Annotated in this window: 13 protein-coding genes; 11 read left to right on the forward strand and 2 right to left on the reverse strand. The window is 61.2% G+C overall.

Annotated elements, in window-relative coordinates; all coding sequences use genetic code 11:
• Positions 1 to 261 precede the first annotated feature (261 nt).
• The 6 genes from AC0L3N_RS01160 to AC0L3N_RS01185 all read left to right on the forward strand — a co-directional run bounded on the left by AC0L3N_RS01160 (position 262) and on the right by AC0L3N_RS01185 (position 6,267).
• Positions 262 to 660, forward strand: coding sequence for a single stranded DNA-binding domain-containing protein (locus AC0L3N_RS01160; RefSeq protein ID WP_473544969.1), 399 nt, complete (start codon positions 262 to 264; stop codon positions 658 to 660).
• Positions 661 to 839: 179 nt separating this feature from the next.
• Positions 840 to 1,709, forward strand: a complete 870-nt coding sequence (gene exoK / locus AC0L3N_RS01165; RefSeq protein WP_473545270.1) for an endo-1,3-1,4-beta-glycanase ExoK — start codon at positions 840 to 842, stop codon at positions 1,707 to 1,709.
• 61 nt (positions 1,710 to 1,770) lie between these two features.
• Entirely contained in the window at positions 1,771 to 3,102 is a 1,332-nt protein-coding gene (locus tag AC0L3N_RS01170; protein ID WP_473484202.1) for a UDP-glucose dehydrogenase family protein, read from the forward strand.
• Between the two features lie 99 nt (positions 3,103 to 3,201).
• Positions 3,202 to 4,662 carry a GMC oxidoreductase gene (locus AC0L3N_RS01175; protein WP_473544971.1) on the forward strand — a complete coding sequence of 487 codons (1,461 nt, stop codon included), beginning with the start codon at positions 3,202 to 3,204 and terminating at the stop codon, positions 4,660 to 4,662.
• Positions 4,659 to 5,108, forward strand: coding sequence for a hypothetical protein (locus AC0L3N_RS01180; protein ID WP_123146383.1), 450 nt, complete (start codon positions 4,659 to 4,661; stop codon positions 5,106 to 5,108). Before AC0L3N_RS01175 ends, AC0L3N_RS01180 begins: the two co-directional genes overlap by 4 nt.
• 79 nt (positions 5,109 to 5,187) lie before the next feature.
• The gene (locus AC0L3N_RS01185; RefSeq protein WP_258120737.1) at positions 5,188 to 6,267 is read left to right on the forward strand and encodes a glycosyltransferase; all 1,080 of its coding nucleotides are present in this window, start codon (positions 5,188 to 5,190) and stop codon (positions 6,265 to 6,267) included.
• 100 nt (positions 6,268 to 6,367) lie between these two features.
• Here the strand turns inward: AC0L3N_RS01185 and AC0L3N_RS01190 are convergent, their stop codons facing one another.
• A complete protein-coding gene (locus tag AC0L3N_RS01190) occupies positions 6,368 to 7,390 on the reverse strand; it encodes a phosphoribosyltransferase family protein (protein ID WP_123146385.1) in 1,023 nt (340 codons plus the stop codon).
• Between the two features lie 38 nt (positions 7,391 to 7,428).
• Positions 7,429 to 8,925, reverse strand: coding sequence for a lipopolysaccharide biosynthesis protein (locus AC0L3N_RS01195; RefSeq protein WP_473544974.1), 1,497 nt, complete (start codon positions 8,923 to 8,925; stop codon positions 7,429 to 7,431).
• 191 nt (positions 8,926 to 9,116) lie between these two features.
• On the opposite strand from AC0L3N_RS01195, the gene AC0L3N_RS01200 reads away from it, so the two are divergent.
• From AC0L3N_RS01200 to galU, 5 genes are read left to right on the forward strand one after another with little or no spacing between them, the layout of a single operon-like run.
• Positions 9,117 to 10,289 (forward strand): glycosyltransferase family protein, encoded by a 1,173-nt coding sequence (locus AC0L3N_RS01200; protein ID WP_473544976.1) that lies wholly within the window; start codon positions 9,117 to 9,119, stop codon positions 10,287 to 10,289.
• A gap of 25 nt (positions 10,290 to 10,314) precedes the next feature.
• Positions 10,315 to 11,310 (forward strand): glycosyltransferase family 2 protein, encoded by a 996-nt coding sequence (locus AC0L3N_RS01205; RefSeq protein WP_473544978.1) that lies wholly within the window; start codon positions 10,315 to 10,317, stop codon positions 11,308 to 11,310.
• The gene (locus AC0L3N_RS01210) at positions 11,310 to 12,260 is read left to right on the forward strand and encodes a glycosyltransferase family 2 protein (protein ID WP_473544980.1); all 951 of its coding nucleotides are present in this window, start codon (positions 11,310 to 11,312) and stop codon (positions 12,258 to 12,260) included. Before AC0L3N_RS01205 ends, AC0L3N_RS01210 begins: the two co-directional genes overlap by 1 nt.
• Positions 12,250 to 13,218, forward strand: coding sequence for a glycosyltransferase family 2 protein (locus AC0L3N_RS01215; protein ID WP_473544982.1), 969 nt, complete (start codon positions 12,250 to 12,252; stop codon positions 13,216 to 13,218). The genes AC0L3N_RS01210 and AC0L3N_RS01215 overlap by 11 nt, the downstream gene beginning before the upstream one ends.
• 56 nt (positions 13,219 to 13,274) lie before the next feature.
• A complete protein-coding gene (galU, locus tag AC0L3N_RS01220) occupies positions 13,275 to 14,171 on the forward strand; it encodes a UTP--glucose-1-phosphate uridylyltransferase GalU (RefSeq protein ID WP_473544984.1) in 897 nt (298 codons plus the stop codon).
• The last annotated feature ends 58 nt before the right edge of the window (positions 14,172 to 14,229 follow it).

Here is a 14,229-nt window from a genome sequence, read left to right on the forward strand (position 1 = left end):
CGATCCTGTCAACAGGCCCTTACCCCGCCCCATTGTGATGCGAATTTCCGATTCGCCACACTAGGTGGTTGCCTACTCGCCCTGGGGATGGCATGTATGTTGCGGTGCAGCAATTTTGGTTGGCTGTTTGAATCGGCCCGAAAATGTCCCGCTGTCAGAGGAACTGGACGATGCGACAAGGTCTTGTTGGCCCGGACGGGCACGGGGGTGGCCTCAGGCCGACCATGAGTGCCAGGCCGACCATGACAGGAAACTGAGCGGATGGTCTCGATATTCGGCTTTAGATCAAGGGATCCGGCCCGAGACAGGCAGACCGACATCTCGCGCCTTGACCGCCTGGCAAAGCTGCTTGACCAGATCGCAGCCGAGGTCGAGGCGGAGAAAAACGGCCTTGAGAATCGCTATCGGACCAAGGCCACCAACGCGGCCTTCCTGGTCGAGGCGATGGAGAATGGGGCGGCCTCCTCCAGCAGATCCGCCGAGGTCAGCGAACTGACGAAGTCGATCCTGAATTGCGAGCGGCGCATCGCGACGCTCGCGCGCCAGAACGAATTAATGAAGGATCTCCGTCATTCGCTGGATGCAATCTTCGACGAAAGCGTCGAGCGTAGCTCGACCACCAAGGCTGATTTCGCCAAGCCGGCTGCCGGCACGGGTTGAACTTCAAGGATCCTGGGTGGCACCACAGGCAAGAGGTTTGGTGCCACAGCAAAAGGCTACACTGGACAAAAAAAGGCAACACAAGGAAGGTATTGGCAGACGGTCAAGATCATCTCGTTTCGTCATGGTTTGAACGTCGACTTTGGGTTGGGGGCGCACAGCACAAAGGTGAGTTTGGTATGAATGCGGATCCGATAAGCACGTCCACACCAGCAACTGGCGACAGGCCGTTCACGCGCACGATCAGGCAAGGGAACCTGAGGCAGCTATGTTCGGGCGGCGCGTTTCTGCTGGCCGCACTCGGTAGCCTGATTGCAGGCCCGACCCCTTCCCGTTCGCAGGACATCCCGACTGCGCCATCGTTCGTCGATGATTTTACCAGCTTCGACCGTGCGCGCTGGTACATTGCCGACGGCTGGACAAACGGCAAATTTCAGAACTGCACCTGGTCCAAAAGCCAGGTCAAGCTTTCCGACGGCAAGCTGACGCTCGGTTTCGAAAAGCGGAAGCTGAAGGATCGCGACTTTGCCTGTGGCGAGATCCAGACCAAGAAGCGCTTCGGCTATGGCACCTATGAGGCGCGGCTGAAAACCGATGCGGGCTCCGGCATCAACGCCGCCTTCTTCACATATATCGGCCCCACCGATAAGCAGCCGTGGGATGAAATCGACTTCGAGGTGCTGACCAAGGACACGTCCAAGGTGCAGGTCAACGCCTACATAGCCGGCAAGGGCAACAATGAGAAAGTAGTGGATGTAGCTGGCGGCACCGACAAGGCTTTCAACGACTATGCCTTCGTCTGGGAGAAAGACCGGCTGCGCTGGTACGTCAATGGCCAACTGGTGAACACGATCACCGATCCGGCAAAGCTGCCCAGCCATGCGCAAAAGATATTCTTCAGCCACTGGGGCAGCGACACGATGAAGGAATGGCTGGGACCGTTTTCGGATCCGGGCCGCAAGCTCACCATGCAAGTTGACCGCGTCGCATTCACGGCACTGGGCCAGCCATGCCAGTTTCCGGAATCGCTGGCATGCAGCATAAAGTAAAGACTAATCTGAACCGGCCGGACCGAAAGCGCTCCGAAGTCTTGAACAGGAATGACACCAAATGAATTTGACGGTCTTTGGAATTGGTTATGTCGGTCTCGTGCAGGCGGCGGTGCTTGCCGAAGTTGGACACCAGGTGGTGTGCGTCGACATCGACGTGAAAAAGGTCGAGCGGCTCAATCAGGGCCTCATCCCGATTTTCGAGCCCGGGCTCGAAAACCTCGTCAAGGAGAACCATGCGGCCGGCCGCATCAAGTTCACCACCGATGCCGCGGCCGCCGTCAAGCATGGCCAAATCCAGATGATCGCCGTCGGCACGCCTCCGGGCGAGGATGGTTCGGCCGACCTCAAATATGTGCTGGCCGTTGCCGAGGCCATCGGCCGGGAGATGGACGCGCCCAAGATCGTCGTGGGTAAGTCGACCGTGCCGGTCGGCACCTGCGAAAAGATAAAGGCCAAGATCGCCGCGACGCTGAAGGCGCGGGGCCGCGAGGATCTGACTTTCGACGTCGCCTCCAATCCGGAATTCCTCAAGGAGGGCTCCGCGGTGGCCGACTGCATGAAGCCCGACCGCATTATCGTCGGCACCGGCAGTGAGGATACCGAGACGGTGATGCGTGAGCTTTACGCTCCATTCAACCGCAACCACGAGAAGATGATCGTGATGGATGTGCGCAGCGCCGAGTTCACCAAATACGCGGCCAATTGCATGCTGGCGACCAAGATCAGCTTCATGAACGAAATGGCGAATCTGGCCGAGGAGCTGGGTGCCGACATCGAGGAGGTCCGCAGGGGCATCGGCAGCGATCCGCGCATCGGCTATCACTTCATCTATCCGGGCCTCGGCTATGGCGGCTCATGCTTCCCCAAGGACGTCCGCGCCCTGATCAAGACCGCCGAAGGCGTCAAGTTTGATGCCAAGCTGCTGCGCGCGGTCGAGGAACGCAACAATGAACAGAAGTCGGTCCTGTTCGACAAGGTGAACCGCTATTTCGAGGGCAATCTGAAGGGCAAGACCTTTGCGCTGTGGGGCCTGGCTTTCAAGCCCAATACCGACGACATGCGCGAGGCGCCGGCGCGCGTGTTGATGGAAGCGCTGTGGAAGGCCGGTGCCAAAGTGCAGGCTTACGATCCCGAGGCGATGCAGGAATGCCAGGCCATCTACGGACTGCGCGAGGATCTGCTCTTGTGCGGCACCAAGGAGGCAGCGCTGCGCGGCGCCGATGCGCTCATGATCGCCACCGAGTGGAAGAACTTCCAGGCGCCGTCGTTCGATGCGATGAAGGATGCGCTGATCACGCCGATCATCTTCGACGGCCGAAATCTCTACGACCCGAAGGTCATCGCTCGCTACGGCATCGAATATCACAGCATCGGCAGAATGGCGGCGTGAGACCATGCGGGAAAGGCCGGTGACAAGGCCGGCTCGGACATCAAGGACGGTCACGAGGGCGCCGATGAACGCGCTCGTGTCAGCAAGGGGTCTTATCTGATGGTGTTGGGCATCAGGCCGGAACAGATCGCCAACGAACATTTTGATCTTGTCGCTGTCGGTTCCGGTTTCGGTTCGGCCTTCTTCCTGCATGCGTTCGCCAAGCAGCGAAAGGCGCGCATTCTGGTTCTGGAATGGGGCCGGCACAACACGCATGAATGGCAGCTGGAGCAGAACGTCAACACCGACATTGAGGACGAGACCACCTACAAGACCAACTCCGACAAGCCGTGGAACTACACCATCGGATTGGGTGGCGGGACGAATTGCTGGTTCGCGCAGACGCCGCGCTTTCATCCGAACGACTTCAGGCTGAAAAGCCTCTACGGGGTCGGCAACGACTGGCCGATCAGCTATGACGAGCTCGAGCGGTTCTACTGCGATGCAGAGGACGTCATGTCGATTTCAGGCGACCCCGACATGGCGGCGATGATGCCGCGTTCCAGGCCGTTTCCCCAACCACCGCATCACATGTCGACGCCGGACCGGATGATGAAAGCGGCGCAGCCGCACCAGCATTTTGTCGTGCCGACAGCCAGGGCGCGGGTGCCGACCGCGCAGCGGTCTTCGTGCTGCGCCAATTTGCGATGCGGGTTATGCCCGGTCGACGCGAAGTTCACCGCCAACAACGGCCTGATGCACGTCTTCGAGCATCCCGACGTTTCGGTCTGCCTTGGCGCTGAAGTGCGCCGGCTCGACCATGTCGGCGGATCGGTCCGTTCGGTCGCATTCGTGCATGAGGGCAAGGAGTATTCGGTCAGCGGCGATCTTTTCATTCTGGGCGCCAATGCCATCCAGAGCCCGGCGATAATGTTGCGGTCGGGCCTATCGGGCGAATTCGTCGGGCGCGGCCTGCACGAATCCTACGGATGGAATTTCGAAGCCTATCTCGACGGTGTCGACAATTTCGACGGAAGCACCATCACCACCGGCTTGAATTTCGGCCTTTATGACGGCCCTCACAGATCAGACCATGCGGCGGCGCTGGTCTATTTCGAAAACCGCTGGCAACACGGGATGCGCCCCGAAAAGGGACGTGTCCGTCAGATGCTTCCCCTCATCATTGTCACCGAAGACCTGCTCGACCCGGAGAATCTCGTGGTCCTCGACGAGGATGAAAACGCCTTCGTCAGCTTCAAGGGGGCATCCGACTACGCGGTCAAGGGCATGGCGCGGGCAAAGGAGAAATTGCCGGCGCTTCTGGCTCCGCTGCCGGTCGAAGAGATTTTCGATCGCGGCATCCGGCGGACCGAGTCGCACGTCCAGGGCACGTTGAGGATGGGCGTGAGCCCGGCGGATTCGGTTGTCGACCGCGACATGATCCACCATCGGCTCAGGAACCTTGTTGTCGTCGGCTCGAGCACATATCCAAGCTGTTCCTGCGCCAACCCGAGCCTGACCGCGGCAGCCCTCTCCTTGCGGGCGGCGAGCCGGATAGCGGGAAAGGAAATGGCCGGATGATCAAGCTTTCGCGACGCGCGGCACTGGCCATCATGGCTGGCGGAGTTGCTTCGACCGGCATCGCCTACGCCGCCGTTTCCTCGCTTTCGGATGAGGACCTGGTGCGCGTCACGCTCGAAAGATATTTCGGCAGGCTGAACATGCGCATCGAGCATATGCAGCAGTTCGTTTTGGAGTTCCAGAAGCGGAATCCCTGGATATTTCCAAACGAAAAGCTGGGCGATGCGGTCACTCTGCTTGAGGCGCTGAAATTGGGCGCCGCCCGCCGGTTGCTGCCCGAACGGAAAAAAGAGGATCTGGGGCATTTCGACCGCTGGGTCATTGCCGAGTTCCATATGCTGACCGACTACGCCCGGCGCAGTTCGCCAACCGACCCGATCCGATTCACCGGATGGCAGCCATGCACCAATCCGTTCGCCAATTTAGAGATGCAGCAGGGTGCCTGAAGGCGGGTTGCAGTCACCATCCGTAAACAAGCGATCCGTCACCGTCCGTAAACTTGAGAATGCGACAGGAGCCGAAACCATGAAAGTGCTTTTTGCAGGCGGCAACGGTTACACGCCCCAGTTCAGCGGCGGTGTCCAGTCCAGCACTCATCATCTTGCCGAGCAGCTGCTCGAGCGCGGACATGAGGCGTCGGTGCTCGCCGCGCTGTTCGGCCAGGGCGTCTTCGGCTACAAGGCGCGCGCCAAGATGAAGCTTCTGAGGCAGCGAGCGGTCATCGACAGCTATCCGGGCTATCCGGTCGTGCGGGCTTGGTTTCCCTGGGAGGCGGCGGGTTTTGCCGTCGAAAAGCTGAGGCCGGACGTCGCCGTGGTCCAGTGCCACAAGTCGGTTCCGATCGGCAAGGCGCTGCAGGCCGAAGGCGTACCGCTGGTCGTGTATCTGAGGAATGTCGAGTTTCATGAATTGGGCGGCGATCTGCGCGAGCTGCATTCGGCGCTTTACATCGCCAATTCCGAGTTCACGGCGCGCTCCTACAAGGCAAAATTCGATATCGATTCGACGGTTATACCGCCGACCATCAATCCCGCACTCTACAGCACGCCGACGACGGGTGCGTTTGTCACGCTGATCAATCCCTATGAGGAAAAAGGTTTCGAGCTTGCGGTGCGCATCGCCGCCGCCTGCTCCGAAATCCCGTTCCTGTTCGTCGAAAGCTGGAAGCTCGATGACGATCATCGGGCCCGGATCGAGCAGACGATCGCGCCGCTCGGCAACGTCACGCTGGAGAGCCGGACCAGCGATATGAAGACGGTCTATGGCCGCACGAAAATCCTGCTCGCACCCAGCAAATGGGAAGAGGCCTGGGGCCGAGTGGCGTCGGAAGCGCATTGCAGCGGCATTCCCGTCGTCGGCTCGCGTCGTGGTGGCCTGCCCGAAGCGGTCGGCTCCGGTGGCGTCGTGCTGGACTACGACGCCCCACTCGCCGACTGGGTGGCAGTGGTCAGGCGTCTGTGGACCGACAGCCAGGAATATCGGCGGCTTTCCGCGGCGGCGCGTGCATTCTCCGAGCGCCCGGAACTCGATCCGGCGAGTCAGTTCGCGACCTTCTTCTCGATGCTAGAGAGGGCGACACGACAGCCTTCGCGGCAAGCCGCCTAATGCATGTCGCCCAAAAGTGCGTAGCGGTTTTGGGACAACGACTGCATAAAACAAACCTTAAAGCGCGTCGCGTGACGCGCTTTAAGTCCCGAAACCAGGTTCAGGCCGGTCGTTTGACCCGGCTCTTGAGCGTCTCGTAGCCGCGTTCGCCAAGCAGCGTGCGCGCGACGGTCTTGATCGCCGTCTTGCGCCCGTCGGGCGAACTGATCTCCTGCAATCTGTCCGGAAGGTTGCGTGCCGTCTGTCGAAGTGCCGGAAGCGACAACGCGTCGGGATAATTTATCACATGCGTTTCCACGCACAGCACCGGTTTGCCGGAAAGCTTGGCGATTTTTAGCGCCTGCTGGTGCTCGCTTTCGATGAACAGGATGGCATCGGATTTGCGGTAGAAATCGGCCTTGAAACTGCCATGCACGCCAAGCCGTTGCCGTTCCGCCTTGCTCGGCAGGTCAAGCATGATCAGCTTGTCGTATTCGATGCCGTGCTTTGCGAGCCATGCTTCGGTAAGCGCGCGGTATCTCTCGAGCCGGCTGGTGACGAGCCAGCCGATCTTGCGGGTCGGTCCAAAGAGAGGCAGTGCTTCGCTCAGAAATTTCTCATAGGCCGGGCCGTCGTCGTTCTCCGCTTCGGTCGGATCCAGGCAGAGCACGCCGTCGATGTCGACGCAGCATTGCGCGAGGAATTTGTGGTGCATGAAATTCCACTGGAACATCCTTGGATGCGGCACGACTTCCAAGACGATGTCGGTTTCCTCGTGCTGTGGCAGCAGGCCGAACACCGCGGCAAAGGTGAAATCCGCCTTGATGCCGGCGGCCTCTACGCGGCTGCGTGCCTCGCGCATGGCCGCGCCGCCGCTGACGCTGTCGTCGATCACCAGAACCTTGCGCATGTCGGAAGCCTGCCGGTCGAGCGCGGCCCGGCGTTTAGTGACCCCCGAAGTATAGATCTTTCCGGCAAGGAAACTGTCCAGATCGGTCATAGGGATGTTCGCCGTCAGGCTGAGCAGCGTGGCGGCGAGAATGCCGCTTCGGGGAACACCGACCACCAGGTCGATATCGCGCGGCAACCGGTGAAGGTTCCTGACAATGGCATCGTTCATGTCGGAGATCGATCGGTAGTGCATGGGATCAGGCCTGGTCCTCGTATGGATGTCCGTGCAAGTTACTTCGCCTCGCTTGGTGCCGCCGTGGGCGCCCGTGCCGGCAGGAGCTTCAGTGCCTCCCGAAACGCCTCGCGGCCGGAAGCAAACGCTAGGGCGACCACGATGGTGATCATGTAGGATAGCACCACCGCGCTTGCCATGGCGAGAATGTGCTGTTGCGGCAGCAGCGGCTTGGCGAACCAGATAGCGGCAAGCGCCAGATGTGCACCAAGCACGAAGGGCGTTGCCGCGCGAAGAATATGGCTTGCCCGCAGCGGCCCGGTCTTGCCGATATAGAGCCACAGGAAAGGCGTTCTGAGATACTCGCTGACTGCATAGGCGATCGCCACGCCCAGCGCGCCATAGGGCAGGCCGACGATGAAGGCCAGCACCGAGGTCAAGGCTGTTATGATGCCCCAGCGCATAAAATCGCCCGAGCGGCCCTGGCTGATGAAAAGCCATCCCGCCGGGTTGTTGAGCGGCTGCAGCAGCCCGGCAAAACCGAGTGCCAGGAAGATGCTGGAACTCTGCCGCCACTGCTCGCCGAGCACGAACGGTATCAGCACCTCGGCCATGGCGGTGGCGAAGGCGACACCTGGAAGTGCAACCAGCAAGATCAGCGGCATGACGCGAAGATAGGCGCTGCGGTAGCGGTCCGGCTCGTCCTTCAGCCTGGAAAGAGCCGGCACCATGACCTTCGACAGCGGGTTGGTGATCTGGCTCAGCGGAAACAGAAGCAGCTTGTAGGCGCGGTCATAGAGCCCAAGCTGCGCTTCGCCCCAGTATTTTCCGATCAGCACATTGTCGAGATTTCGGGCAAAGAAGTTGGCGAAGTTGAATCCGGTGATGCCGGCGCCGAAATTGATCAGCTCGCTGATGCCGCCAACCTTGCGCGGCAGGCTGGGGCGCCATCGCGAGCTTGCCCAAAAGCAAATCGTGGGCAGTACGGCTGCTGTCAGCGTGCCAGCAAAAAGCGCCCAGTAGGAACGGTCGATGAAAGTCCAGGCGATCGACACGACGAGGCCGGCGATGGCACTTGCGACGTCGATGATGGCCAGGCGGGCGAACTGCATGCGGCGTGTCAGCAGCGCCAGATGCTGGGCGCCGAGCCCATAGGCTATGATCTGCAGCCCGAGCGCGGCCACCAGATCTGCCACCCGCGGCTCGCCGTAGAAGGCGGCGACCACAGGCGCCGCGCCGGCGAGCACGCAAGCGAGTAACACGCTGACCGCGACATTGATCCAGAAGAGGTAATTGATCTCTTCATGCTTGATTCCGCTTTTCTGGATCGTCGCCTGGGTTAGGCCGAAGTCCTGGAACAGCGCGATGAGGGCAAGCACCGGCGCACACATTGCCACCACACCAAAGTCGTGCGGCGACAACAGGCGCGACAGCACGATGACGGAGGCAACCTGCGTCGCAACCCGCACCGATTGCGCTAAAGCCGTGACGATAGCGCCGCGTCCGACCGATCTGCGGAGAGAGCCCTCTGGCGGATCGAATGCATTGGCTTGCAAATTCAGGATCCCTGATTTTTTTGTGCCGGTCCCAATATCCGACCCATGCCCGATGCCACCATCAAACTACGGCATTAATTTTGCAGCGCAACAAAAAACATGGATACCTGCCTCGCTGCACCAAAAATGTTGCGATGCAGCAAAAGCTGTACTAGGGTTTTTCCGGGCGGGCCAACAGCGGTCGAGTTTTCATGCTGCATGTCTTGTACTTGGTACACGACGTCTCCGATCCGGCAGTGCGCCGGCGGATCATAATGCTCAAGGCAGGCGGCGCCCAGGTCACACTGGCGGGCTTCCGTCGGACTGTAAGCCCGATCGCCGATGTTGAGGGCTTGCGGCCGATCGATCTTGGCGCGACGCGCGACGGCCGATTCGGCCAGCGTCTGGCAGCAGTCACAAAGGCGGCGGTCTCGATCGGTTCGAAACTAGGTTCGATGCCAAGACCCGACCTCATCATCGCACGCAATCTGGAAATGCTGGCGCTTGCCCGGCGTGCCAGATCGGCGTTCCAGGCAACGGTGCCGATCGTCTATGAGTGTCTCGACATCCATCGTCTGATGCTTCGCGACGACTTTCTGGGCAGGGCCATGCGCGGCGCGGAACGCTATCTGGCCAGGGATGTAAAGCTGCTGGTCACCAGTTCGCCGGCCTTCATCGCCAATTACTTCAAGCCATTCGGGCAGATTGCTGCGCCGGTCGAACTGCTCGAAAACAAATATTTCGAGCTTGCCGCGGTTTCGCTGGATGATCGCACAGCGGTGGAGGCCCCCATCCCTCCGCCTTGGCGGATCGGCTGGTTCGGCGCACTCCGATGCCGCCGCTCCCTGGAGCTTCTGGCCGAATTTTCCCGACGGCTCGAGGGCCGCTTCGAAATCATCCTCAGAGGCCGTCCGGCGCTTTCCGAATTTCCGGATTTTCACGGTTTCGTTGAATCCGAGCCCTGGCTCTCGTTCGGCGGGCCCTATCGGAATCCCGAGGATATGGCTACGATCTACCGTGAGGTCCATTTTTCCTGGGCCATCGATTTTTTCGAGCAGGGGCTGAATTCCGAATGGCTGCTGCCCAACCGCCTCTACGAGGGCTGCCGCTTCGGCGCCGTGCCGATCTCGATGGGCAACACCGAAACTGGCCGGTTCCTCGACCGGCAGGGGATCGGCGTTCTTTTGCCTCAAGCCACTCCCGAGGCACTCGAAGCCGCCCTGGGCGAACTGGAGGAGCATCGTTTCGGGAAATTGCGGGCGCGTGTTCTTGCCCGCAATCCGCGAACCTGGAGCCACGACCGCAGCGATTGCCGGGCGCTCGTCGAGAAGCTTCGCAGGTTGACGGCCGTGCCCGATTCATATGCTGCCAAGGCACTGGCTTAGGATGGCGTTGGATGGACATGGGCCAATGATGCAGACCAAAATTCTTCCGTCCGGCCTGATCGTGATTCCGTGCCTGAACGAAGCGGCTCACATCGGCGCGCTTGTTCATGAGCTTCGCCCGGCGGCCGAGAGGCTCGGTGCCCGGATCATCGTTGCCGATGGCGGCAGCACGGACGGCACAAGGGCGATCGTCGAGGAGATCGCCGGGAAGGATCAGCGGATCATCCTTCTTCACAACGATAAGCGCCTCCAGAGTGCGGCGATCAATCTCGCCGTGGCCAGTTATGGCGAAGGGGCTGAATATGTCATTCGCATCGACGCGCATGGCGGCTATCCCCCGGATTATTGCGATCGGCTGGTCGGGGAGGCGCGGATCACCGGCGCGGATTCGGTCGTCGTCTCCATGCTGACCAGCGGCAGCGGTATGGTGCAGAAAGCGGTGGCGGCTGCACAGAATTCCAAGCTCGGCACTGGCGGCTCCAAGCACCGGCATCTCTCAGTGGGAGAGTGGGTCGATCACGGCCACCATGCGCTGATGCGAATATCGGCCTTCAAGGCGGTGGGCGGCTATGACGAGACGTTCAGCCACAACGAGGATGCGGAACTCGACTACCGGCTGCGCAAGGCCGGTTACCGGATCTGGATGAGCGGCAAGACGCAAATGATCTATTACCCGCGCTCGTCGCTCGCCGACCTCTATTTCCAGTATCTCGGCTATGGCCGCGGCCGGGCAAAGAACATTCTCAAGCACCGCATGATACCGAAGGTCCGGCAGATGGTGCCGCTTCTGGTGTTCCCAGTCGTCCTTCTCGCGGCTTTTTCCTTCGTGCATTGGCTGGCGATCACGCCGCTGCTGGTGTGGGCGTCGGTCTGCCTCGGCTATGGCGCGTGGACCGCCATCAGCCAGCGCACCCCGGACAGTGCGCTTGCCGGGATTTCGGCCATGGTCATGCATTTCGGCTGGTCCGTCGGCTTCTGGCTGCAACTGCTTGGACCGCGGCCACAGCGTAGGGTGGCGTGATGGGTGTGGCCGAAAAAAACCGCAGCATCGACATCTGCGTCTGCACGTTTCGGCGGCCGGAGCTTGCCGACACGCTTCGCTCGATAGCCGCCCTTGAAGTGCCTTCGGGATTCGACATCCGCGTCATCGTGGCCGATAATGATGACGGCCCGACGGCAGAACTGCTGGTGGCAACGTTGGCGGAGACGTTGAAGTTGCCGATCAGCTACCATCATTGCCCGGCGCGCAACATCTCGATCGCCCGCAACGCCTGCCTCGACGCCAGCACGTCGGATTTCGTCGCCTTCCTCGACGACGACGAAACGGCATCGTCCAGATGGCTCGCCGAACTGGTGGCGACGGCGGAGGTGAGTGGCGCCGCCGCCGTGCTCGGGCCGGTGCGGGCGCGCTATCGGCCGGACGCGCCCGACTGGATGCGCCGCGGCGATTTCCACTCGACCCTGCCGGTCTGGGTGCGCGGCGAGATCCGCACCGGCTACACCTGCAACGTCCTGCTCAGGATGGGCGCCGACTGCCTCCGCGGCCGACGGTTCAGCCTGGCGCGTGGCCAGACCGGCGGCGAGGACACCGAATTCTTCGATCATATGGTCAAGGCCGGCGGCCGCATCGCCTTTTCGCCGCAGGCCTGGGTCGACGAAGTGGTGCCGCGCGCCAGGGCCGCATTCGACTGGCTCCGGCGCCGCCGGTTCCGCGCCGGGCAAACGCATGGGCACCTTCTGGGGCGCGACGCGAATGGGCTCGCGCTGGTGAGGCAAGTTGGTCTTGCCTCGGCTAAGGCGGTCTTTTGTTTCGCATCGGCAATCCCGGTCGCCATCAATCCCGTGCGCAGGAACCGCAGCGTGCTTCGCGGCGTCATGCATGTCGGCGTCGTGAGCGGTCTCGTCGGTGTGCGTGAAATCCGCCAGTACGGCCTGCCCTCGCCGCAGGAAGGGGGCAAGCATGCAGCCTGACGTCACCTTTGTCATTGCCGCCTACAATGCGGAGCTGACCATCGAGCGGGCGATCACCAGCGCCATCGCCCAGCGCGATGTCAGCGTCGAAATCATCGTCGTCGACGACCAGTCACGCGACCGGACGCTCGATCTGGCGCGATCCTACCCCGAAGACATCGTACGCGTTGTCGCACTTGAGCAAAACCGTGGTCCCGGCGGCGCCAGGAATGCCGGCCTTGAGCTTGCTCGCGGCAGGTGGGTCGCGGTCCTCGATTCCGATGACGCGGTCTATCCCGGGCGAATCTGCACCATGATTGACCGTGCGGAGAAAGCGGGCGCCGAGATCGCGGTCGACAATCTTCAGGTCGTTCGCGAGGACGGCGTTGCCGAGGAGACGATGTTCCCGGCCGACTACCTGGAGGGGCTCGGTGAAATCTCGCTGGCGGACTATATCGCCGGCAACGTGGTCTTCGAATCCAGGTTCAATCTCGGCTATCTCAAACCGATCTTCCAGCGACGCTTCCTGAGCGAAAACGGGCTTCGCTATGACGAAGGCCTGATCATCGGAGAAGATTACATCCTGCTGGCCAGTGCTCTGGCCAAGGGCAGCAAATGCGTGGTCGAGCCGACGACCGGCTATGTCTACCACATCCGGACCGGCTCCATTTCCCGCGTGCTTGAACTTCATCACGTCGAGGCGATGCGCAAGGCCGACCTCGTTTTCGCCAGGACCCATTCGATGGACGCAGCCGCCGAGGCCGCTTTCGCGAGGCGCACGCGCAGCCTGCGCAAGGCGGCGTCTTTCCTTTCGTTGGTCCAGCACATCAAGGCCCGATCCCCCCTCAAGGCGGTGTGGACGGTGCTCAGCGATCCGGCGGCGGTTCGGCATATGGGAATGCCGATCGCCGTTCGGCTGCGAAGGGTGGCGGCGCAATTTGCCGCGGGTGCGGGGGAGGTGAAGGGTGCAGGCAGCTGAAAAACCGTTTGGCGGCCTGCGACAGGTTGAAGTGATCTCCTCAGAAGGAATATGCAATGAAGAAAGTCAGGAAGGCAGTCATACCGGTAGCGGGGCTTGGAACGCGATTCCTGCCGGCGACCAAATCGATGCCGAAGGAAATGCTGCCGGTCGTCGACAGGCCTGTCGTGCAATACGCGGTAGACGAGGCGTTCGAAGCCGGCATCGAGCACATTGTCTTCGTGACGGGCCGCAACAAGGCGGTCATTGAGGATTATTTCGATCTGCATCCCGAACTGGTCGGGACCTTGGAGCAGACCGGCAAGACGGCTCAGCTTCAGGCGCTCGAAAGCCTGCTTCCCGTGGCTGGCGCGACGAGCTTCATCCGGCAGCAGTCGCCGCAAGGGCTCGGCCATGCGGTATGGTGCGCCCGGGAGGTCATCGGCGATGAGCCTTTTGCATTGCTGTTGCCGGACATGGTGTCCTTCGGCGGGCGCGGATGTCTCGCCGAAATTACCGACCTCTATGCGCAGACCGGTGGAAACGTTATCGCCGTCGAGCGCTGCGACCCGACCGAGACCAGCAAATATGGCATTGTCGGCTGCGGCGAGGATGTCGGCTCGGGTTTCGAAGTCACCGCCATGGTCGAAAAGCCGGCTCCGGCCAATGCGCCGTCGAACTACTACATCAACGGCCGCTACATCCTGCAGCCCGAGATCTTCGCGCTGCTCGGCAATCAGCAGCGCGGCGCCGGCAACGAGATTCAGTTGACCGACGCCATGGTCCGCCTTGCGCAGAGCCAGGCTTTCTTCGCCCAGCCCTTCAACGGTCGAATGTTCGACTGCGGCTCGAAGGAGGGGTTCATCCAGGCCAATGTCGCATTCGCGCTGGCGCGTGACGACATGAAGGGGTCGATCTTCGAGATGCTTCAGGAGTTCGTCCGATCGCATGAGCGCCGGGTGGAAGCCGCATAAAGCCCATTATTTGGGAGCATTAGCAAATGGATGATGACGCAAGACACGCCGATATGTT

The sequence above is a fragment of the Mesorhizobium sp. WSM4807 genome (assembly GCF_055811615.1).

What these genes read in the sequence shown, in the direction of transcription:
- AC0L3N_RS01215 (WP_473544982.1), top strand. Translation starts at nt 12,250, where the DNA reads ATGCAGCCTGACGTCACCTTTGTCATTGCCGCCTACAATGCGGAGCTG.
- AC0L3N_RS01205 (WP_473544978.1), top strand. Translation starts at nt 10,315, where the DNA reads ATGATGCAGACCAAAATTCTTCCGTCCGGCCTGATCGTGATTCCGTGC.
- AC0L3N_RS01180 (WP_123146383.1), top strand. Translation starts at nt 4,659, where the DNA reads ATGATCAAGCTTTCGCGACGCGCGGCACTGGCCATCATGGCTGGCGGA.
- galU (WP_473544984.1), top strand. Translation starts at nt 13,275, where the DNA reads ATGAAGAAAGTCAGGAAGGCAGTCATACCGGTAGCGGGGCTTGGAACG.
- AC0L3N_RS01190 (WP_123146385.1), bottom strand. Translation starts at nt 7,390, where the DNA reads ATGCACTACCGATCGATCTCCGACATGAACGATGCCATTGTCAGGAAC.
- AC0L3N_RS01185 (WP_258120737.1), top strand. Translation starts at nt 5,188, where the DNA reads ATGAAAGTGCTTTTTGCAGGCGGCAACGGTTACACGCCCCAGTTCAGC.
- AC0L3N_RS01210 (WP_473544980.1), top strand. Translation starts at nt 11,310, where the DNA reads ATGGGTGTGGCCGAAAAAAACCGCAGCATCGACATCTGCGTCTGCACG.
- exoK (WP_473545270.1), top strand. Translation starts at nt 840, where the DNA reads ATGAATGCGGATCCGATAAGCACGTCCACACCAGCAACTGGCGACAGG.
- AC0L3N_RS01175 (WP_473544971.1), top strand. Translation starts at nt 3,202, where the DNA reads ATGGTGTTGGGCATCAGGCCGGAACAGATCGCCAACGAACATTTTGAT.
- AC0L3N_RS01170 (WP_473484202.1), top strand. Translation starts at nt 1,771, where the DNA reads ATGAATTTGACGGTCTTTGGAATTGGTTATGTCGGTCTCGTGCAGGCG.
- AC0L3N_RS01160 (WP_473544969.1), top strand. Translation starts at nt 262, where the DNA reads ATGGTCTCGATATTCGGCTTTAGATCAAGGGATCCGGCCCGAGACAGG.
- AC0L3N_RS01200 (WP_473544976.1), top strand. Translation starts at nt 9,117, where the DNA reads ATGCTGCATGTCTTGTACTTGGTACACGACGTCTCCGATCCGGCAGTG.